Source organism: Variovorax sp. GW821-FHT10D07 (assembly GCF_059415325.1).
The window spans coordinates 457,190-477,222 of sequence record NZ_JBWKMZ010000003.1 but is presented as its reverse complement, the minus strand read 5'-3'; the positions used below and the strand labels follow the sequence as shown (position 1 = coordinate 477,222).

The 20,033-nt window shown below is 69.4% G+C and carries 22 protein-coding genes and 1 tRNA gene; 12 read left to right on the top strand and 11 right to left on the bottom strand.

The genetic code is table 11. The annotated features are described in order from the left end of the window. Nucleotide 1: 1 nt before the first annotated feature. Entirely contained in the window at nucleotides 2–541 is a 540-nt protein-coding gene (locus AC07PU_RS12595; RefSeq protein WP_296781936.1) for a tripartite tricarboxylate transporter TctB family protein, read from the bottom strand. Between the two features lie 116 nt (nucleotides 542–657). After that, nucleotides 658–1,617: a Bug family tripartite tricarboxylate transporter substrate binding protein gene (locus AC07PU_RS12590; protein WP_093344272.1), complete on the bottom strand. Its 960-nt coding sequence runs from the start codon at nucleotides 1,615–1,617 to the stop codon at nucleotides 658–660. Between the two features lie 177 nt (nucleotides 1,618–1,794). On the opposite strand from AC07PU_RS12590, the gene AC07PU_RS12585 reads away from it, so the two are divergent. From AC07PU_RS12585 to AC07PU_RS12565, 5 genes are all read left to right on the top strand, one after another. After that, the gene (locus AC07PU_RS12585; RefSeq protein ID WP_495317841.1) at nucleotides 1,795–2,475 is read left to right on the top strand and encodes a response regulator; all 681 of its coding nucleotides are present in this window, start codon (nucleotides 1,795–1,797) and stop codon (nucleotides 2,473–2,475) included. Then, nucleotides 2,472–3,893 carry a sensor histidine kinase gene (locus tag AC07PU_RS12580; protein ID WP_495317839.1) on the top strand — a complete coding sequence of 474 codons (1,422 nt, stop codon included), beginning with the start codon at nucleotides 2,472–2,474 and terminating at the stop codon, nucleotides 3,891–3,893. The genes AC07PU_RS12585 and AC07PU_RS12580 overlap by 4 nt, the downstream gene beginning before the upstream one ends. Nucleotides 3,894–3,896: 3 nt before the next feature. Next, nucleotides 3,897–4,325 carry an RNA-binding S4 domain-containing protein gene (locus tag AC07PU_RS12575; protein ID WP_203201325.1) on the top strand — a complete coding sequence of 143 codons (429 nt, stop codon included), beginning with the start codon at nucleotides 3,897–3,899 and terminating at the stop codon, nucleotides 4,323–4,325. A gap of 62 nt (nucleotides 4,326–4,387) precedes the next feature. Further along, nucleotides 4,388–5,194 (top strand): PPK2 family polyphosphate kinase, encoded by an 807-nt coding sequence (locus AC07PU_RS12570; RefSeq protein ID WP_057596507.1) that lies wholly within the window; start codon nucleotides 4,388–4,390, stop codon nucleotides 5,192–5,194. A 151-nt stretch (nucleotides 5,195–5,345) separates the two neighbouring features. Further along, entirely contained in the window at nucleotides 5,346–5,540 is a 195-nt protein-coding gene (locus AC07PU_RS12565) for a hypothetical protein (RefSeq protein WP_143129176.1), read from the top strand. 61 nt (nucleotides 5,541–5,601) lie between these two features. On the opposite strand, the gene AC07PU_RS12560 is transcribed toward AC07PU_RS12565, so the two are convergent. Further along, complete coding sequence (locus AC07PU_RS12560; RefSeq protein WP_495317836.1) at nucleotides 5,602–6,270, bottom strand: hypothetical protein; 669 nt, start codon at nucleotides 6,268–6,270, stop codon at nucleotides 5,602–5,604. A 146-nt stretch (nucleotides 6,271–6,416) separates the two neighbouring features. Between AC07PU_RS12560 and AC07PU_RS12555 the strand changes: the two genes are divergently transcribed. From AC07PU_RS12555 to AC07PU_RS12540, 4 genes are all read left to right on the top strand, one after another. Beyond that, nucleotides 6,417–8,240 (top strand): ABC transporter ATP-binding protein, encoded by a 1,824-nt coding sequence (locus AC07PU_RS12555; RefSeq protein WP_495317834.1) that lies wholly within the window; start codon nucleotides 6,417–6,419, stop codon nucleotides 8,238–8,240. Nucleotides 8,241–8,294: 54 nt separating this feature from the next. Continuing rightward, nucleotides 8,295–9,353: a LacI family DNA-binding transcriptional regulator gene (locus tag AC07PU_RS12550; protein ID WP_495317832.1), complete on the top strand. Its 1,059-nt coding sequence runs from the start codon at nucleotides 8,295–8,297 to the stop codon at nucleotides 9,351–9,353. Nucleotides 9,354–9,497: 144 nt separating this feature from the next. Further along, a complete protein-coding gene (locus AC07PU_RS12545; RefSeq protein WP_495317830.1) occupies nucleotides 9,498–10,349 on the top strand; it encodes an SDR family NAD(P)-dependent oxidoreductase in 852 nt (283 codons plus the stop codon). Nucleotides 10,350–10,375: 26 nt separating this feature from the next. Continuing rightward, nucleotides 10,376–10,939: a carboxymuconolactone decarboxylase family protein gene (locus tag AC07PU_RS12540; RefSeq protein WP_495317828.1), complete on the top strand. Its 564-nt coding sequence runs from the start codon at nucleotides 10,376–10,378 to the stop codon at nucleotides 10,937–10,939. 13 nt (nucleotides 10,940–10,952) lie between these two features. Here the strand turns inward: AC07PU_RS12540 and AC07PU_RS12535 are convergent, their stop codons facing one another. Continuing rightward, nucleotides 10,953–12,203 (bottom strand): TetR/AcrR family transcriptional regulator, encoded by a 1,251-nt coding sequence (locus AC07PU_RS12535; RefSeq protein WP_495317826.1) that lies wholly within the window; start codon nucleotides 12,201–12,203, stop codon nucleotides 10,953–10,955. Nucleotides 12,204–12,423: 220 nt separating this feature from the next. On the opposite strand from AC07PU_RS12535, the gene AC07PU_RS12530 reads away from it, so the two are divergent. After that, complete coding sequence (locus tag AC07PU_RS12530) at nucleotides 12,424–13,656, top strand: acyl-CoA dehydrogenase family protein (RefSeq protein ID WP_495317824.1); 1,233 nt, start codon at nucleotides 12,424–12,426, stop codon at nucleotides 13,654–13,656. Between the two features lie 26 nt (nucleotides 13,657–13,682). Continuing rightward, entirely contained in the window at nucleotides 13,683–14,447 is a 765-nt protein-coding gene (locus AC07PU_RS12525; protein WP_495317822.1) for an SDR family oxidoreductase, read from the top strand. A gap of 28 nt (nucleotides 14,448–14,475) precedes the next feature. Here AC07PU_RS12525 and AC07PU_RS12520 read toward each other — a convergent pair whose 3' ends face one another. Together AC07PU_RS12520 and AC07PU_RS12515 are read right to left on the bottom strand one after the other, a co-directional pair. Further along, nucleotides 14,476–14,703, bottom strand: coding sequence for a hypothetical protein (locus AC07PU_RS12520; RefSeq protein ID WP_093344290.1), 228 nt, complete (start codon nucleotides 14,701–14,703; stop codon nucleotides 14,476–14,478). Between the two features lie 169 nt (nucleotides 14,704–14,872). Further along, nucleotides 14,873–15,181 (bottom strand): hypothetical protein, encoded by a 309-nt coding sequence (locus tag AC07PU_RS12515; RefSeq protein ID WP_444814290.1) that lies wholly within the window; start codon nucleotides 15,179–15,181, stop codon nucleotides 14,873–14,875. Between the two features lie 331 nt (nucleotides 15,182–15,512). On the opposite strand from AC07PU_RS12515, the gene AC07PU_RS12510 reads away from it, so the two are divergent. Then, nucleotides 15,513–15,749, top strand: a complete 237-nt coding sequence (locus tag AC07PU_RS12510; RefSeq protein ID WP_093344293.1) for a hypothetical protein — start codon at nucleotides 15,513–15,515, stop codon at nucleotides 15,747–15,749. A gap of 173 nt (nucleotides 15,750–15,922) precedes the next feature. On the opposite strand, the gene AC07PU_RS12505 is transcribed toward AC07PU_RS12510, so the two are convergent. From AC07PU_RS12505 to AC07PU_RS12485, 5 genes are all read right to left on the bottom strand, one after another. Continuing rightward, nucleotides 15,923–16,015 (bottom strand) — tRNA-Ser (locus AC07PU_RS12505). Between the two features lie 27 nt (nucleotides 16,016–16,042). Further along, nucleotides 16,043–17,311, bottom strand: coding sequence for an aspartate kinase (locus tag AC07PU_RS12500; RefSeq protein ID WP_057594462.1), 1,269 nt, complete (start codon nucleotides 17,309–17,311; stop codon nucleotides 16,043–16,045). Between the two features lie 79 nt (nucleotides 17,312–17,390). Next, the gene (gene tilS, locus AC07PU_RS12495) at nucleotides 17,391–18,356 is read right to left on the bottom strand and encodes a tRNA lysidine(34) synthetase TilS (RefSeq protein ID WP_495317819.1); all 966 of its coding nucleotides are present in this window, start codon (nucleotides 18,354–18,356) and stop codon (nucleotides 17,391–17,393) included. Between the two features lie 18 nt (nucleotides 18,357–18,374). Continuing rightward, nucleotides 18,375–19,355 (bottom strand): acetyl-CoA carboxylase carboxyltransferase subunit alpha, encoded by a 981-nt coding sequence (locus AC07PU_RS12490; protein WP_093344296.1) that lies wholly within the window; start codon nucleotides 19,353–19,355, stop codon nucleotides 18,375–18,377. A 16-nt stretch (nucleotides 19,356–19,371) separates the two neighbouring features. Further along, complete coding sequence (locus AC07PU_RS12485) at nucleotides 19,372–20,025, bottom strand: DNA-3-methyladenine glycosylase family protein (protein ID WP_093344298.1); 654 nt, start codon at nucleotides 20,023–20,025, stop codon at nucleotides 19,372–19,374. Between the last annotated feature and the right edge of the window lie 8 nt (nucleotides 20,026–20,033).

The following is a 20,033-nucleotide window of genomic DNA, read 5'->3' as shown; positions in this document are numbered from 1 at the left end:
GTCAGATCCACCCGGTAGCAGTGAGGCCCGGCAGGCTGATGGCCAGGAACTTGGTGAACATCCAGAACACCGGCGCCGAGATCGCGACGCCGGTCAGGAAATCGACCACCCAGGTGCGCGCCGAGCCGGCGGCCGACTGGCCGCTCGCGCGGCGCAGGCCCTGCACCGCGAGCAGGTAGCACAGCGCGCAGCTCAGGATGAAGCCGATGGTGGTGATCAGCGCCGCGTTGAGCAGCAGCCCGGCCGAGACCCAGACGAAGCCGGGCCAGTAGGCGCGGTCGTCGCCCGAGGGCGCCTCGAGTTCGCGGAAGCCGCCACTGCGCGCTTCCCAGGTGATCCAGGCGCCGCAGATGATCAGCACGATGGACACCAGCCAGGGCAGGAAGTTGGGGCCGACGCCGCCGTAGCCGGCCTCGGAGGAAATGCCGATGGCGCCGAAGGCCAGCGCGGCGCCGGTCAGCAGCACGCCGACGCCGACGACCGTTTGAGGCCACGGCGCGGACGGCGCGGCGGGGGCGGCGCCCGGGTCGGGCGGCGCCATCGAGGGATTTGGTGTTGTCATTTCTGGCTCCCGGATTCGAGCGAGACGGGCTGGATTTGAAAACGGCACGCTGTCGTGGGGGACAGCGCGCCGTGTGGGCTGGGTGGAGCGGAGGCTCAGACCATGCCGGACTTGGCCATGATGGCGCGCAGGCTCGCGAAGTCGTCGTCGACGAACTTGCTGAAGGCGTCACCCGAGAGCACGGCCGGCGTCCAGTCGTTCTTCTTGAGCGACTCGGCCCACGAGGCGCTCTTGAGCGCGGCCAGCACCATCTCGGTCAGGGCCTTGCGCTGCTCGGCGCTGATGCCGGGCGCGCCGTACACGCCGCGCCAGTTGCCGATCTCGACGTCGATGCCCTGCTCCTTGAGCGTGGGCACGTTGATGCCGGGCAGGCGCTGGGCCGAGGTGACGGCGATGGGCTTCATCTTGCCGGCCGCGATGTATTCGGCGAACTCGCTGTAGCCGCTGCCGCCGATCGTGACGTTGCCGCCGAGGATGGCCGCGGTGGCCTCGCCGCCTCCGCGGAAGGCCACGTAGTTGATCTTCGAGGGATCGGCGCCGACCTTCTGCGCGATCATGGCCGCGGCGATGTGCTCGGTGGAGCCGCGCGAACCGCCGCCCCACTTGACGCTGCCCGGGTCCTTCTTGAGCTGCTCGACCACGTCCTTCATGGTCTTGAACGGCGAGTTCGAGGGCAGCACGAAGACGTTGTATTCGGTGGTCATGCGCGCGATCGGCGTGGCCTGCTCGAGCTTGACCGGCGGCTTGCCGGTGATGATGCCGCCCAGCATGACCGAGCCCATCACCATCAGCGCGTTCGGATCGCCCTTGGAACCGTTGACGAACTGGGCCAGGCCCAGCGCGCCGGCCGCGCCGCCCTTGTTGTCGTAGGCCACCGTATCGGCCACCTTGGCGTCCGTCAGCGCCTTGCCCAGCGCGCGACCCGTGGTGTCCCATCCGCCGCCGGGGTTGGCGGGAATCATCATCTTGACGTTGGCTGCGGCGCGTGCCGACAGCGGCAGCGCGCCGGCGGCGGCCAGCGCGGCCAGGGACTTCAAAAAGGTATCGCGACGCATCGTTGGTGTCTCCTGAGGGGGAAAAGGAACGGAACCTGACTTGGACCTGAACCGCTATCATGCGCCGCCCCGCTGTCAGTTGGCTGTCCACCGGACTGGGGAAAACACCGAAGCCCTCCCCCCGCCCCGAGCCCCTTTCCGAGCTTTGCGCGCGCCCCCCACCGGCCGCCCCGATCCATGAAGTTGCTGCTGGTCGAAGACGATCCCTCGATGCAGGTCACGCTGCAGCGCAGCCTCGCGCGCCGCAAGATCGACGTGCGGGTCTGCGGCGACGGCGCGCTCGCGCTCGAGCACTGGCGCGCGATCGAGCCCGACGTGGTGGCGCTCGACCTGAGCCTGCCCAACCTCGACGGCCTGCAGGTGCTGGCGCAGGCACGCGCCGAGGGCCTGCGCACACCGGTGCTGCTGCTGACCGCGCGCGGCACCGTGGGCGACCGCATCGTCGGCCTCAATGCCGGCGCCGACGACTACCTGCCCAAGCCCTTCGACCTCGACGAGCTCGAGGCCCGCATCCGCGCGCTGCGCCGGCGCAACCAGAACGCCGGGCCCGACCCGGTGCTCAATCCGCAGGAGGTCGGCGGCCTGCGCTTCGAGCCCGACAGCGGCGCCATCTACCACCGCGCCGAGGTGCTCGAGCTCACGCCGCGCGAGCTCGCGCTGCTCAAGGCGCTGATGATGAAACCCGGCCACGCGCTCACCAAGGAACGGCTGTTCGAGCTGGTGTTCCCGGGCGAGACCGACGTGCAGTACGAGGCGGTCGAGGTGGTGGTGTACCGGCTGCGCAAGAAGCTCGTGGGCACCGGCGCCGCGCTGATGACGCTGCGCGGGCTCGGCTACCTGCTTCGCGCGGAGCCATGACGACCAACCTGTCGCTGCGCGCGAGGCTGCTGTTCGGCATCCTCGCGCCGGTCGCGCTGCTGATCGTGATCAACAGCGTGAGCCTCTACCGCCAGAGCCTGGCCGCCGCCACCACCGCCTACGACCGCACGCTGCTCGCCTCGGCCAAGACCATCGGCGAACAGCTCGACGTGGAGGGCTACGACGAGCATGCCGAGCTGCGCGCGATCGTGCCCTACTCGGCGCTCGAGGCCTTCGAGGCCGACAACCGCAGCCGGCTCTTCTACCGCGTCTCGACGCTGCATGGCGAGATGATCTCGGGCTTCGGCGAGCTGCCGTTCTGGCACGGCCGCATTCCCGATCGCACGCCCTACGCCGCGCTGGTCGACTTCTACGACGCGCGCTTTCGCGACCAGCCGGTGCGCGTGGCGGTGCTGCTGCAGCCGGTGGCCAGCGCGCGCGGCCGCGGCATGGCCGTGGTGCAGGTGGCCGAGACCCTGGAGCTGCGCGAGACCCTGGTGCGCAAGCTGCTGCTCGACACGCTGTGGCGCCAGCTGCTGCTGATGGGCGTGATCGCGGCCGTCACGGTGTTCGTGGTGCAGCGCGCGACCCGGCCGGTGCGCCAGCTCGGTGAAGCGATCGACCGGCGCGCGGCGGACGACCTGTCGCCGATCGATGCACCCGATGCGCCGCGCGAGCTGCGCCCGCTGATCGATGCCACCACCGAGGTCATGGGGCGGCTGCAGCGGCTGCTCGACCACCAGAAGCGCTTCGTGCGCGACAGCGCGCACCAGCTGCGCACCCCGCTGGCGGTGCTCAAGGCCCAGGTGCAGTCGGCGCGCCGCGGCGATCTGGCGCCCGAGCAGGCGCTGGTCGAGATCAATCAGACCGTGGACCGCGCGACCGCGCTGGCCAACCAGATGCTCTCGCTGGCCAAGGTGGAGCAGTTGCGCCAGCAGCCCGAGTCGGTGCGGCTCGACCTGGCCGAGGTGGCGCGCCAGATCGTGCTCGACCTGTCGCCGCTGATCGCCGACAAGGCGCTGGACTTCGAGCTCGATGCCGACGCGCCGGTGCCGGTGCGCGCCCACCGCTGGATGCTGCAGGAGCTCACGCGCAACCTGCTGCACAACGCGATCAAGCAGTCGCCGGCCGGCGGCGCGCTGTCGGTGGCGGTGCGCGCCGAGGCCGGCGAGGCGATGCTGCGGGTGCGCGACAGCGGCCCGGGCATCTCCGCCGAGCTGCGGCAGCGGCTGTTCGCGCCCTTCTCGGCCGGCGACAGCGCCAGCGGCTCGGGCCTGGGCCTCGCGATCTGCCGCGAGATCGTGCTCGCGCTCGACGGCCGGATCGCGCTCGACAACCGCACGGGCCCCGACACGCGGGACAATATCGCCGGGCTCGACGCCGTCGTGCACCTGCCCCTGGACCGGCACACCTCCTGATTTATGGATCGTCTTCGCATCGACAAATGGCTTTGGGCCGCCCGCTTCTTCAAGACCCGCTCGCTGGCGGCCGAGGAGATCGGCAAGAACCGCATCCTGGTGAACGGCGATGTCGCCAAGGCCTCGCGCGAGGTCAAGGTCGGCGACACCGTCTCGATCCGGCTCGGGCCGCTGACCCGCACCGTCGCCGTGCGCGGCCTCAGCGGCCAGCGCGGCCCGGCGCCGGTGGCCCAGCAGCTCTACGAGGAAACGCCCGAGAGCCTGGCCGCGCAGGCCGCCTTCCGCGAGCAGCGCCGCATGGGCAGCGAACCCGCGCTCGCCATCGAGCAGGGCCGCCCGACCAAGCGCGACCGGCGCGTGCTCGACGACGCGGCGCGCCATGCCGAGTGGGACAACCGCTGGAGCGCCTCGATCGATCCCGACGAGCGCTGACAGCCGCGGCGCGTGCATCGCGTACCCTGTGGCCTTCGTTCATTCAACGGAGACCGCAGGCCATGGCCAGCTTCAAGAAGTACCGCGTCGGCAGCAAGTTCCAGCTTTCCCGCATCGATCCCGGCGACACGCCCTTCCTCAAGGGCAACGAGGCCGCGCAGCGCGACCGCCTCGACGCCCTGGCGATCGAGCTCGACGAACTGCAGAACCTGCTGCATGCCGAAGGCCGGCGCAAGCTGCTGGTGGTGCTGCAGGGCATGGACACCAGCGGCAAGGACGGCACCGTGCGCTGGGTGTTCTCGCGCACCTCGCCGCTGGGCGTGCGCGTGAGCGCCTTCAAGGCGCCCAACGACGAGGAGCGCGCGCACGACTACCTGTGGCGCTGCCATGCCGTGGTGCCGCGCACCGGCGAGGTCATGGTGTGGAACCGCAGCCACTACGAGGACGTGCTGGTGCCGGTGGTCGAAGGCTGGATCGACAAGGCCGAAACGAAGCGCCGCTATGCGCAGATCGAGGACTTCGAGCGCTTGCTCGTGGAAACCGGCACCACCATCGTGAAGTGCATGCTGCACATCGACAAGGAAGAGCAGCGCCAGCGACTGCAGGCGCGCATCGACACGCCCGGCAAGGAATGGAAGTTCAGCATGGCCGACCTCGAGGTGCGCACCAAGTGGGATGCCTACCAGCGCGCCTACGACAAGGCACTGGCCGCGACCTCGAGCGCGCATGCGCCCTGGCACGTGATCCCGGCCAACAGCAAGCGGCACCGCAACCTGATGATCGCCGAGCTGCTGGTGAAGACCCTGCACGAGATGGACCTGAAGCCGCCGCCGGCCGATCCCGCGCTGCGCGGGCTGGTCGTGAACTGAGCTGCACGCCTTCAAGGGCCGCGCGCCCGCGCACGGACTGCGCGAGCGCCTACGCGACGCCGTCACCGAAGCGAACTAAGGTTCCACCTTGCGGATCGAAGCCCCTGCGACGGTGCTTCGCCGCGCATCCACTCCCATGAAGGACTCCAACATGAAAAAGACCCTCTTCATCCTCGCGGCCGCCCTCGGCCTGCTCGCTTCCTCCGGCGCCGTCATGGCCCAGCCCCATGGCGGCCCCGGCTACGACCGGCCGCACATGGCACCGCACCACCGCAAGCACAAGGTCTGGGTGCCGGCCCACCGCGAACACGGCCGGCTGGTGCGCGGGCACTACGTCTGGCGTTGAGCCAGCCCAACGAAGAAGCGGCGCCGAGGCGCCGCTTTTTTCTTGACCGGTCGAACCCGGTTCAGGAGCGCCGCATGGGCGCCTGCGCCAGCACGCGGCACTGGCCGAACTCGCAGCGCACGGCCCAGCTGCCACCGTTCTCGCACGGCACGGTGTAGGCCTCGTAGCCCGGGCCCTTGGCCGTGAGTTCGGCGCGCGGCTGCAGGTTGCAGCGGCCGTTCTTCGCGATCCGCTCGACGTTGTAGGTGTCGACGCCGGTGCGGCGCGGCGCGAACGATTCGACCGGCGAGTAGCCGTAGGCATAGAAGCTGTCGCGCACGTTGGGGTCGAGGTTGCGGTAGCCGCGCTTGGTCATGCAATGGACCACGGCGATCTGCTGGTGCTCGGCGATCACGGCTTCGGGCGGGCGCGAAGTCATGTCGGCCACGACCGCGGCAACGCTGGTCCAGGCGGCGGCGCCCGCGATGCCCTGGCCGTGCACGGTGATCAGGCCCAGGCCGAAGGCGGCCCACATGCCGTTGTTGTCCTCGTTGCGTGCCGTGATGCGCAGGGCGGAGGTGCGGCAGTCGGCCACGTCGGCGTCGTAGCGCGCCTTGTCCACGCCCTGCATCGCCACCATGGGTACATAGGACAGGCCGCGGCCGGTTCCCGGCTCGGTCGGCGTCGTCGGCGTGCTGACGCAGCCGGCCAGGGCCACGACCGCGCACGCAAGGCTCAACAGCAGCTTCATGGGATCCCTCGTCCTCTACTTCGCGTAAGTTGCGGCGGATTTAACCATACATAAAGTTACTTTTGCATCGCCTCGTTGCGGATCAGCGACGCGTGCGTGCCGCGCTCCTACGCCGGGCGACCCTCGGCCTTGGGCACACTGCCCCCATGCAATCCACGAGCACCCGGCCCGGCAGCGCCATCCGCGAACTCTATGCAGCCCTGTGGCACTTCGCCGCCGGCGCGCGAGGCCAGTTGCTGGGCGCCACCGCGCTGCTGGCCAGCTCGCAGCTGATCCGCCTCACCCTGCCCTACCTCGCGGGCCAGGCCATCAACGCGCTGCAGCGCGGCGACTTCGGCGGCGCCGGCCGCTGGATCGCCACGCTGGCCGGGGTCTACGTGGGCGCCTGGGCGCTGCACGGGCCGGGCCGCATCCTCGAGCGCAACGTGGGCGTGAAGGTGCGCGAGACGCTGGCCGACCAGCTCTATGCGCGCATCGCCGCGGCGCCGCTGGCCTGGCACGACGGCCACCATTCGGGCGAGCTGCAGCACCGGGTGCACCAGGCCAGCCGCGCGCTGTCGGACTTCGCGCAGAACCAGTTCATCTGGCTCACCAACCTCGTCAACTTCGTCGGGCCGCTGGTGGCGCTGGCGCTGCTGTCGCGCACCAGCGGGGCCACGGCGCTCGCGGGCTACGTGCTGATCGCGGTCGTGATCCTGCGCATCGACCGCGCGCTGATGCGGCTGGCGCGCACCGAGAACGACGCCGACCGCCGCTACGTGGCGGCGCTGCTCGACTTCCTTGGCAACGCCTCGACCGTGATCGGCCTGCGGCTGCAGGGCGCCTCGCGGCTGCTGCTGCGCCGGCGCATGCGCGCGGTGTCCGAGCCGCTGAAGCGCACCGTGGTGCTCAACGAGGGCAAGTGGTTCGCGGTCGACCTGATGGGCCTGGCGCTGACCTGGGGGCTGGTGGTCATCTACGTCTGGCAGTCGCGCACGCCGGGCCAGGCCGTGATGCTGGGCGGCGTGTTCATGATCTACCAGTACGCGCAGCAGGCCGCGGGCGTGGTCACCTCGGTGGCGGCCAACTTCAGCTTCTTCGCGCGCATGCACACCGACTACGGCAGCGCCGCGCCGATCTGGGAGGCGCCGAAGGGCGACTCGCTGGCCACGCCGCCCGAGCAGGTGCCCGCGACCGAGCGCATCGATGCCGAGGCCGCCTGGCAGACGCTGGCCGTCGATGCGCTGGACTGGAACTACGCGCCGCGCGGCAGCGCACCCGCAACGATGACAGCCCCCGGCGAGGAACGCCCGCGCGGCGGCCTGCATGCGGTGTCGCTCGCGCTGCGCCGCGGCGAACGCGTGGCGCTGGTCGGCCCGAGCGGCGGCGGCAAGAGCACCTTGCTGCGCGTGCTCGCGGGCCTCTATGCGCCGCAGGGCGGCGTGCTCGCGCTCGACGGCCAGCCCGCCGACTGGACGCAGTTGCGCCGCATCGCCACGCTGATCCCGCAGGAGACCGAGCTGTTCGAGGCCAGCGTGCGCGAGAACCTCGCCTTCGGCCTGCCCTTCGACGACGAGGCGCTGCGCGCCGCGCTGCATGCGAGCACCTTCGACGAGGTGCTGGCCGCCACGCATGGCGACCTCGACACGGCGGTGTCGGAGCGCGGCTTCAACCTCTCGGGCGGCCAGCGCCAGCGGCTGTGCCTGGCGCGCGGCGTGCTCGCGGCCCAGGGCAGCTCGCTGCTGCTGCTCGACGAACCCACGAGCGCGCTCGACGCCGCCACCGAGGCGCGCGTGCTCGAACGCATCGCGCAGGCCTTTCCGCGCGCCTGCGTGGTCGCCTCGGTGCACCGGCTGAGCCTGCTCGAGCGCTTCGACGCGGTGGTGCTGATGGAGGCCGGCCGCGTGGTCGATGCCGGTCCGCGCGACGCGGTGTTCGCGCGCCAGCCCTTCCTGCAGCGCATGGTGGCGCCAGCGGCCGCGGCGCCCTGAGCCGGACCCGCTGCATAGAATCTCGCGCTTTCGGGCACGAGCACCGCACTGCGCATGAAACCCAAGGCCGGCAAGGCGAGCATCAAGGACGTGGCCACGCTCGCCGGCGTGTCGCTGGGCAGCGTCTCGCGCGTGATCAACAAGGTCGAGAACGTGAGCCCCGCGCTGCGCGAGCGCGTCGAGCGCGCGATGCGCGAGCTCGACTACCGGCTCAACCATGCGGCGCAGGCGCTGCGCTCGCGCAGCTCGCGCACGGTGGGCTGCATGTTCACCGACGTCGCCAACCCGCTCTACGCCAAGCTCTACCGCACCTTCGAGGCCAAGCTGCGCGAGGCCGGCTACATGGTGCTGCTGGCCAACAGCCTCAACGATCCGCAGTGGGAACTCGAGATCCTCGCGATGTTCCAGGGCCGCCGCATGGACGGCGTGATCATCGCGCCGGGCAACGAGCGCGACCCGGCGGTGCTCGAGGCGGTCGAGAAGCTCGGCATCCCGGCCGTGATCCTCGACCGCGACATGGACGTGGCGCAGGACCAGCTGCTGTTCGACCATCCGCGCGGCGTGAAGGAGGCCGTGCTGCACCTCGCGGGCCTGGGCCATCGCGAGATGGGCCTGGTGGTGGCCGACATGCAGAACCGGCCGATGCGCCGCCGCATCGAGGGCTTCGAGGCCGGGCTCGAGGCCGGCGGCCTGGCGGCGCGGCCCGCGCACATCGTGCGGCTGCCGACCTCCACCAGCCCCGCCTTCGACGCGGTCACGCAACTGCTCGAGGGCCCGGTGCGGCCCACCGCGCTGGTCACGCTCGGCACCAGCGTGCTGGCCGACGTGCTCAACGCCATCGCCGCGCAGGGCTTGCGCATTCCGCGGGACATCTCGCTGGTCACCCTGGGCGATCCGGACTTCGCGCGCAGCCACCACCCGCCGATCAGCAGCGTGACGGTGGACCTCGACCGCGCGGCCGAGGATGGCGTGCGGATGCTGCTCGAGCGCATGCGCGACGCGCCCGATGCGCCGCCGCGCCGCGTGCTCGCGCCCATGCGGTTCGTGCTGCGCGGTTCGTGCGGGCCGGTGCCCGCGCAGGCCTCCGCGAAGCCGCGCAAGCGCGCGGCCTGATCCTCTTCCACGGTGGCCCGTCCGATCGCCCTACACCGATCGATGAAACGATTCACCCTGGGAGAAACACCGTTCGCCGGTGCCAGCCTCGCGACTTAAGCTGCGGACCATTCCCTCCACCGTCCCCGGCCCCGCGCCCGCACCGTGAACATCTCCACCGCCCCCACACCCCATGCCGAAGCCGCCGGCAGCAGCCTCGAAGGCCGCGTCGCGATCGTGACCGGCGCCGGCTCGCGCAGCGCCGAGATCGGCAACGGCCGCGCCGCCGCCCTGCTGCTCGCGCGCCGCGGCGCGCGGGTGCTGCTGCTCGATGCGCAGCTCGACTGCGCGCGCGAGACCGAACGCATGATCGTGGCCGAGGGCGGCAGCGCGCTCGCCCTGGCCTGCGACGTGTCCGACGCCGCGCAATGCCGCCAGGCCGTGGCCCGTGCGGTCGAGGCCTGGGGCCGCGTCGACATCCTGGTCAACAACGTCGGCATCGGCGGGCCGGCCGGCAATGCGGTCGATCTCGACCTCGAGGAGTGGGACCACGCGCTGCGGGTCAACGTCACCTCGATGATGCTGATGGCGAAGTACGCGATCCCCGAGATGCGCAGGCTGGGCCGCGGCGCCATCGTCAACATCGCCTCGGTCGCGGGCCTGATCGGCGGCACGCCGGCGCTGCTCTATCCGACCTCGAAGGGCGCGGTGGTCAACATGACCCGCGCCATGGCCGCGCACCACGGCGTCGAGGGCATCCGCGTCAACTGCGTGGCGCCCGGCATGGTCTACACGCCGATGGTCGCGGGCCGCATGACGCCCGAGGTGCGCGAGCAGCGCCGCAAGCGTTCGCTGCTGCAGACCGAGGGCTCGGGCTGGGACGTGGGCCAGGCCGTGGCCTACCTCGCGAGCGACGAGGCGCGCTGGGTCACGGGCGTGATCCTGCCGGTCGACGCGGGCGCCACGGCCGGCAACGTGCCCTCCCCCGGCCTGCGGCCCGACACCCGCGCCGCCTGACATCCACCGACCGAGGACCCAGCGCCATGCCCCGCGTTCCCCTGCTGCCCGAGCATCCCGAAGATCCCGCCGCCGCGGCGCTGTTCGAGCGCGTGCGCGCCGCGCGCGGGCCGGATTTCCACCTGCCCCATCTCTACCGCGTGCTGGGCACCGCGCCCGAGCTGTTCCGCGGCTGGCTCGACTTCGCGTGGCCGCTGCGCCTGGATGCGAAGACGCCCCGGCTGCTGCGCGAGCTGATGATCCTGCGCGGCGCGCAGCTCTCGGGCACCGCCTACGAATGGGCCCATCACCTGCCGATGGCCACCGAAGCCGGCGTGAGCGAGGCGCAGATCGACGCGCTCGCGCACTGGCGCGACAGCGATCTCTTCGATGCCGACGCGCGCGCGGTGCTGCAGCTCGCCGAGGAGGTCACGCGCGGTCCCTCGGCCTCGGCGACCACCGTGGCGCAGCTCAGGGAGCGCGGCTTCGACGACGCGGCCGTGGTCGAGCTGGTGCTGACCGCGAGCTTCTATGTCTGCGTGAGCCGCTTCCTCCAGTCGATGGACGTCGAGCTCGAGCCCGGCTACGAGGCGCATCGCGCGCGCATGTGAGCCCTGCTGCGCTTCAGGCGGCCGTGCTCGCCTCGCCGAGCAGCCCCATGAAGATCGGCCGCACGTAGAGCTCGACCACCGAGGCCTCGCTCGCGTCGGGCACCCAGCGGTGCAGCTCGGCCGCGCCGTTGATCAGGCCCACCACCAGCTGCGCCGCGATCGCGGCATCGAGCGGCCGCAGCGATCCGTCGACGAGACCGTCGACCAGCATCGCCGCCATGCGCTCGATGCGCTGCTGCAGCGTCCTGTGAATCCGCGCGCGGTCGGCCGCCTCGGGCAGCGCGCTGGTCGACGAGAGACGCAGCAGCGGGCCCTCGGCCGAGAGCTGGAAGCGCACCAGCATGCGCGCCGCCAGGCCCGCGCGCTGCCAGCCGCTGTTGCCCGTTTGCTCGGCGAGGTCGAAGGCGCGGCGGATGACCTCGAAGGTGCGCTCGAAGCAGGCCGAGATCAGGTCCAGCTTGTTGTCGTTGTGGTGATAGAACGAGCCCTTGGTGACGTTGAGCCGCGCCGAGATCTTGTCGACCGAGGCGCCGCGGTAGCCCTGCTCGTTGAGCAGCGCGGTGGCCGCGCGCAGGAAGGCATCCATCGCGGGGTTGTCGGTGGGCAGGTGCAGCACGGCCTCATCGGACAGCGCCGCAGCCTCCCATCGCGACGTCGGCGCGCCGAGCCCGTTGAGCACGATGTCGGCCACGCGCGCGACCATGCGCGGGTACTGCGCCTCCTCGTAGCGGCCGAACCAGGCCGGCAGCCAGTGCACCAGCGACAGCAGCAGATGGGTGCGGGCATTGCGCATCTCGCGCGGCCAATGCGCAGTGGCTTCGTCCTTGAGCAGCCCGCGCACGCGGCGGAACATGCCGGTGTAGGCGGTGTGCACCGTCTCGAGCTGCGGGCTCGGCAGCGCGCGCACGTCGCTGAAGGCCACCACGGGCGGATGCTCGCCGAGCGCCACCGCCGCCAGCAGCGCGGCATGGCCCGCGAGGAAGGCACGCACCCGCGCCTCCACCGTGGCCTCGCGCGCCGCGGCCTCGGCGATGCCGTCGAACAGCACGATGGCGCGCAGGAAGCAGGCGGTGGCCAGGTCTTCCTTCTTGCGGTAGTAGTAGGTGACGCTGTTGGTCACCAGGCCCACGCTGGCCGCGATGCCGGCCAGGGTCGCGCCCTTGACGCCCTGCGCATTGAACTGCGCCGCGGCCGCGTTGAGGATGGCATCGCGCTTTTCCTGGAAACGCGCGGTCTGCGGCTCGCGAGCGGTGACGGCGGTCATGGGGCAAGCTTCTTCGGCGGCGGCGGGAAGGACGATGGGCCGCGATGATACCGAGCAGGAATCGAAGAACAAGTATTCGCGCATTCATCGGCATCAGCCATGCGAGTCACCTATGTTCCACCATTTTGGAATGACCGGTTTGTACTGAAACGGCGCCCTTGCTATCGTCGCCAGGCCCGGCTTGCGCCGGATCCGACCAACGAAGAAAGAGGAGACCGTCATGGACTTCACCCTGTCCGACAAGCAAGTGCACTGGCGCGATCGCGTGATCGCGTTCATGAAGGCGCACGTCCACCCCGCCGTGCCCACCTACATGGCGCAGATGCAGGGCTTCGGCGAGAACCGCTGGCAGGTCGTGCCGATCGTGGAGGAGCTCAAGGCCAAGGCGCGCGAGGCCGGTCTGTGGAACCTGTTCCTGCCGCTCGATTCGGTGCCCTCCGACAGCCCCTACAAGGGCGCGGGCCTCACCAACCTCGAGTACGCCGTCTGCGCCGAGGAGATGGGCAAGGTCGGCTTCGCCTCCGAGGTCTTCAACTGCTCGGCGCCCGACACCGGCAACATGGAGGTGCTGATCCGCTACGGCAGCGACGAGCACAAGAAGCGCTGGCTGCAGCCGCTGCTCGAAGGCCGGATCCGCTCGGCCTTCCTGATGACCGAGCCCGACGTGGCCTCGTCCGACGCCACCAACATCGAGACCTCGATCCGCCGCGACGGCGACCACTACGTGATCAACGGCCGCAAGTGGTGGTCCTCGGGCGTGGGCGATCCGCGCTGCGAGATCGCCATCGTGATGGGCAAGACCGACCCCGAGGCACCGCGCCATTCGCAGCAGTCGCAGATCCTGGTGCCGCTCGACACGCCCGGCATCGAGATCGTGCGCATGCTGCCGGTGTTCGGCTTCGACGACGCGCCGCACGCCCATGCCGAGGTGGTGTTCCGCGACGTGCGCGTGCCGGCGGCGAACCTGCTGCTCGGCGAGGGCCGCGGCTTCGAGATCGCGCAGGGCCGGCTCGGGCCCGGGCGCATCCACCACTGCATGCGCTCCATCGGCAGCGCCGAGGTGGCGCTCGAGAAGATGGTGCGCCGGCTGCAGTCGCGCACCGCCTTCGGCAAGCGCATCGCCGACCAGTCGGTGTGGGAGCAGCGCGTGGCCGAGGCCCGCATCGACATCGAGATGACGCGCCTGCTGTGCCTCAAGGCGGCCGACCTGATGGACCGCGTGGGCAACAAGGTGGCGCGGCTGGAGATCGCGATGATCAAGGTGGCGGCGCCGCGCACCGCGCTGCGCATCATCGACATGGCGATCCAGGCCCATGGCGCGGCCGGCGTCACCACCGACTTCGGCCTGGCCAAGCAGTACGCCAGCATGCGCACGATGCGGCTGGCCGACGGACCCGACGAGGTGCACAACCGCTCCATCGCGCGCATGGAGTACGGGCGCTACGCGGACTGACAACTACTTCGAGGAGACACAAAACCATGTCCTTGTTCTCGCTGGCCGGCAAGGTGGCCATCGTCACCGGTTCCTCGCGCGGCATCGGCCGCGCCATCGCCGAGCGCCTGGCCGAGCACGGCGCGAAGGTCGTGATCTCGTCGCGCAAGCCCGAGCCCTGCGCCGAGGTGCGCGACGCCATCAACGCCGCGCACGGCGCGGGCGCGGCGATCTCGATCCCGGCCAACATCTCGTCGAAGGAAGAGCTGCGCCACCTGGTCGAGGAGACCACGCGCCAGCTCGGGCGCGTCGACATCGTGGTGTGCAATGCCGCCTCGAACCCCTACTACGGCCCGCTGGCCGGCATCGAGGACGACCAGTTCCGCAAGATCCTCGAGAACAACGTGATCGCCAACCACTGGCTGATCAACTTCGCGGTGCCGCAGATGATCGAGCGCAAGGAAGGCTCGATCATCATCGTCTCGTCGATCGGCGGCCTGCGCGGCTCGCCCGTGATCGGCGCCTACAACGTCTCGAAGGCGGCCGACTTCCAGCTCGCGCGCAACCTCGCGGTGGAGTACGGGCCGCACAACGTGCGCGTGAACTGCATCGCGCCGGGCCTGATCAAGACCGACTTCGCGCGCGCGCTCTGGGATGACCCCGAAAACCTGCGCCGCCGCACCGAGAGCACGCCGCTGCGGCGCATCGGCGAGCCCGACGAGATCGCGGGCGCGGCGGTGTTCCTGGCTTCGCGCGCGGGGGCCTTCATGACCGGGCAGAGCCTGGTCATCGACGGCGGCGTGACCTGCTGAGCGCTGCGGCGCCGGGACCGAGCCGGGCTCAGTCGGCGCTGCAGGTCCAGGCGCGCACGAACTGGACGGCCTTGGACTGGGCGCGCTGGAAGGCGATGTCCCAGGTCGGCTGCTCGGAAATCACCAGGGCGCAGCGCGGGACGCCGTCCAGGAAGATCTCGGCCACTCCGGCGCAGGAGCCGTCGGCGTTCATCGTGGGTTCGAAGGCGCCGGTCCAGTGGTCCGGCAGTTCGAGAACGAGGGATGGGGCGTGCATGTGCGACCAATCTTAGGACGCACGCCCGAAATCGACAACAAAAGTTAACATTCCCGCCGGAACAAAGTCACGCTTCCCGCGCAAAAGCGGAAATGATTTGCTAGCAATCCGGCGGATTTCGCTGGAGGTTCCGATCTTCGGCCGCCGGCGGGTGACCGACGGCCCCGACTCAGGGCCGCGGCAGGCTCGAGAGAAAGGTCGAGACGAACAGCGACGCGGCGCGACCGACGTCGAGCACCTCCGACAGGTCGAAACGCTGCGGCGTGGCGCCGCTGTCGTCGCCCGCGTGCCTGACCTCGATCAGTACCTCGCTCGCGAGCTCGCGGTCGCCGCGGGCCTTTCCATTGGGCATCAACCAGGTGTCGAGCGTCTCGTGTGGAATCCGGCGAAAGATGGCGACCGCCGGAACATAACGAAAACACCGCTCTTCGGCCGTGGCGATGGGCATGCTGACGCGACAGGCGAAGCTGTCCTGCAATGTGTTTGTCACTCCCTGTACCTTTTTTATGTGACGAGTTACGTAAGTTAATTCCTCCCCGCATGCCAGAGAAGAATCAGGTTACGTTTTGCACTGGCTGTTTGTGAATAACACACGCTTGGGGATTCACAGTTCACGTTTTCACAGCCCCATCGCGCCCACTCCACGCCCTGGAGCGGCTCGATTCACAAGGCTTGGCAGTCCGGCGCTAAGGTTTTGACCTTCGTCACGTGCGCGATTCGGCCTACAGCCGAAGACATCAGGTAACTGACGGCAACGTTTGTTAAACGGCCCGACCATCGCTCCAGCCCATCGACAACAGGAGGTACTGATGAGCTTCAAGGAGATCAACGATCGTTTCGGCCTGCAGTTCCAACGCGGCAGCCGCGTGTTCTGCGACGGACGCCTGGGCACCATCACCGGCGCGACCCACTCGCACATCCGCGTGCGCTTCGACGGCCGCCAGAATGGCGCGCCCTGCGATCCGCTGGAAGTGCGGCTGGTGGACAGCATGCCGGCGGTGCTGCCCGCCATGCCCGCTGCACCGCTGTCGGCGCTCGGGCAATAGGCGAGAAACGATCGGGCGGCGGTGCGATACCGCTGCCGTGCTGTCAGGCCGCGAAGGAACGAAAAGAAGGAAGCGCCACCCAGAGCGCATTCCGAGCGGCCAAGAAAAAAGCCCAGAAGCAGCGATGCTTCTGGGCTTTTCCGTCCTTGGACTTTCATCCTCGGCACGGGTCTTGGCGGAACCGGAGGGATTCGAACCCTCGATGAGGCTCTACACCCCATACTCCCTTAGCAGGGGAGCACCTTCGGCCACTCGGTCACAGTTCCTGAAAGAAGCCGAGATTATGCCATCACTCAGGCGGCTGGTTGGTCCAGATCGAAGGCTTTGTGCAACGCGCGCACCGCCAACTCCATATATTTTTCGTCGATCACGACCGAGGTCTTGATCTCGCTGGTCGAAATCATCTGGATGTTGATGCCCTCTTCGCTCAGCACGCGGAACATCTTGCTCGCCACGCCCACGTGGCTGCGCATGCCGATGCCCACGATGCTGACCTTGCAGATCTTGGTGTCGCCGACGATCTCGGTCGCGCCCAGCGAGGGCATGACCTTGGCCTGCAGCAGGTCGACGGTGCGCGCGTACTCGTTGCGGTGCACCGTGAAGCTGAAGTCGGTCTTGCCGTCCTTGCTGAGGTTCTGGATGATCACGTCGACTTCGATGTTGGCGTCGGCCACCGCACCGAGGATGTGATACGCGATGCCCGGCTTGTCGGGCACGCCGAGCACCGAGATCTTGGCTTCGTCGCGGTTGAAAGCGATGCCGGATACGACGGCTTGTTCCATGTTTTCGTCTTCCTCGAAAGTGATCAGCGTGCCGGACTTGGCCTCTTCATTGATGTCGATGTCCCAGGGCGTGAAGCTGGACAGCACGCGCAGCGGCACCTTGTACTTGCCGGCGAATTCCACCGAGCGGATCTGCAGCACCTTGGAGCCCAGGCTCGCCATCTCGAGCATCTCCTCGAAGCTCACGGTCGAGAGGCGGCGCGCATCGGGCTCGACGCGCGGGTCGGTGGTGTAGACGCCGTCGACGTCGGTGTAGATCAGGCACTCGTTGGCCTTCATCGCGGCCGCGATCGCCACCGCCGAGGTGTCGCTGCCGCCGCGGCCCAGCGTCGTGATGTTGCCGGCATCGTCCACGCCCTGGAAGCCGGTGATGACGACCACGCGGCCGACCGCGAGGTCGGCGCGCACGCGGGCGTCGTCGATGCTCTCGATGCGGGCCTTGGTGTAGGAGCTGTCGGTGCGCACCGACACCTGCCAGCCTGCGTAGCTCACGGCCTCCACGCCCTCGGCCTGCAGCGCGATGGCCAGCAGCGCCGACGAGGCCTGCTCGCCGGTGGAGGCGAGCATGTCGAGTTCGCGGTTGTGCGCCTCGGCCGGTTTGCTGGGTGCGAGCTCTTTCGCCAGGCCGAGCAGGCGATTGGTTTCGCCGCTCATGGCACTCGGGACCACGATCATCTGGTGGCCGGCGCGCGCCCACTTGGCGACGCGCTTGGCGACATTGCGGATGCGCTCGGTCGAGCCCATCGACGTGCCGCCGTATTTGTGAACGATCAATGCCATGGGTGAATTCTGAGAGAAGAAAAATCCCGCGCTTCAACCATATGCGGCGCATGCGGCGAAGGCGGCGCCCCGCAGGCTGTCAGCGCGAGGCTGCTGGCGAGGGCGGGGCATTGTACCAATGCAGCCGATCCCCCCTGCGTTCGGCGAAACCGTCGGCCACCTTGAGGCGGATCCGGTGGCCGCGCGTGGTGCAGGCGCGGACCTGGTCGAGCAGCTGATCGAGCTGCGCCGCGCTCGGTGCGCGGCCATGCGTGCGCGCGAGCCAGTGACGCAGCAGATTGGCCTGGCGTGCGCGCGACAGCGCCTGCAGCGCGGCGATCCGCGGCGGCTCGCCGGCGGCCTCGAGGTCCTGCGCCGCGACCTCGTCGAGCAGTTGCTGCGCCTGCGCCGCATGGCCGGCGCTGCGCGCGAAGGTGCCGCGGAATTGCGGGAAGGCTTCGGCCAGCGCGGGCAGCAGCACGGCACGGATGCGGTTGCGCGTGAAGCGCGCGTCGGTGTTGGTCGGGTCCTCGATCCAGGGCAGCCCGGTGGCCGCGAGCCATGCGCGGATCTCGCTGCCCGGCACCGCGAGCAGCGGCCGGTGGAAGTCGATGCCGCCGCGCAGCGCATGCGCTGGCATGGCCGAAAGACCCGGCAGCCCCGCGCCGCGCGACAGGGCCAGCAGCAAGGTTTCGATCTGATCGTCGGCGTGATGGCCAAGCACGATGGCGCGCACGCCCTCCTCGCGCGCCATTGCTGCCAGCGCTTCGTAGCGCGCGCGCCGCGCCGCATCCTCGGGGCTGTCGCCGGACGCATGGCGCGCATCGACGCGCCGCACGCTCACGGGCACGCCGAGCCGCTCGCAGACCGCGCGGCAATGGCGTTCGAAATCGTCGGCCGCCGACTGCAGGCCGTGATGCACGTGCAAGGCACGCACCTGACCCGGCCAGCGCGCGGCGCAGGCCGCCAGCAGTGCGGTGGAATCGGCGCCGCCGCTGAAGCCCACGACCAGCGGCAGATGCGCCGGCTCGAACGCGGCCATGGCCCGTTCGAAGGCGGCGGTCATGGCGGTGCCGCGGCCGGCTCAGCGGCCGGCGTCGGCCTTGGTGTCGGTGAAGCGGCCGTAGCTTTGCAGGCGCTCGTAGCGGCGGTCGAGCAGTTCGCGCGGCTTCAGGTCGCTGACCTGGCGGAACGCATCGTTGAGCGCGCGCTTGAGGAAGGCGGCCATCTGGCGATGGTCGCGGTGCGCGCCGCCCACCGGCTCGCTCACGATCTTGTCGACCAGGCCCAGGGCCTTGAGGCGGTGCGCGGTGATGCCGAGCGCGTCGGCGGCTTCCTGCGCCTTCTCGCTGGTCTTCCAGAGGATCGATGCGCAGCCTTCGGGGCTGATCACCGAATACACGGAGTACTGCAGCATCAGCACCTGGTCGCCGACCGAGATCGCCAGCGCGCCGCCGGAGCCGCCCTCGCCGATGATGGTCACGATGATCGGCACCTCGAGCTGCGCCATCTCGAAGATGTTGCGGCCGATGGCCTCGGACTGTCCGCGCTCCTCGGCGTCGATGCCGGGATAGGCACCGGGCGTGTCGACGAAGGTGAAGACCGGTAGCTTGAACTTCTCGGCCGTCTTCATGAGGCGCAACGCCTTGCGGTAGCCCTCGGGCTTGCTCATGCCGAAGTTGCGCGCGGTGCGCTCCTTGGTGTCGCGGCCCTTCTGGTGGCCGAGCACCATGCAGGGCGTGCCGTTGAAGCGCGCGAGGCCGCCGACGATCGAGAGGTCGTCGGAGAAATGGCGGTCGCCGTGCAGTTCGACGAAGTCGGTGAAGATCTCGTGGACGTAGTCGAGCGTGTAGGGGCGTTCCGGATGCCGTGCGATCTTGGTGATCTGCCAGGGCGTCAGGTCGCTGTAGATGTCCTTGGTGAGCTGCTGGCTCTTTTTGCCGAGCTGATCGATTTCTTCCGAGATGTCGACCGCGGATTCGGTCTGCACATAGCGCAATTCTTCGATCTTGGTTTCGAGTTCCGCGATGGGTTGCTCGAAGTCTAGGAAGGTTCGTTTCGCCAACGTCTTCTCCTGTTTTTCAGTATGCGACGACCGGCGCCGGGTCGAGAGAGCGCCAAATATACCAAGTCGCCACGCTGCAATACGGGGCCCAGGCCACGGCCACGTCGCGGGCATCGCTGCGGCTGACCGGATCCCCCGAAAAATAGTTGACGCTGATGCCGTTGAGCAACCCCAGGTCGTCCACGGGCAGCACGTTGGGCCGCATCAGGTGGAAGATCAGGAACATCTCGGCGGTCCAGCGGCCGATGCCGCGGATGGCGACGAGCTCGTCAATGATGAGCTCGTCGGCCATGTCGTTCCAGGCATCGACGTGCACCTTGCCCGAGTCGAAGTGCAGCGCCAGGTCGACCAGGTAGTCGATCTTGCGCACCGACAGGCCGGCCGCGCGCATGTCGTCGACCTTGAGCTTGAGCACGTTGCGCGGCGTGAGCTTGCGCGGCAGCGCGGCGAAGCGGTCCCAGACCGATTGCGCGGCCTTCACCGAGATCTGCTGCCCGACGATGCTGCGCGCCAGCGTGACGAAGGCGTCGCCATGCGATTCGAGGCAGGCGTCGCCGAACTGCGGAATCAACCGCTTCATCACGCGGTCCTTCTTGGACAGGTGCCTGCAGGCCTCCTCCCAATAGTCCGGCGTGATGATCTCGACGCTCGTCTTGGGCAGGGTGGGCATGGGATTGG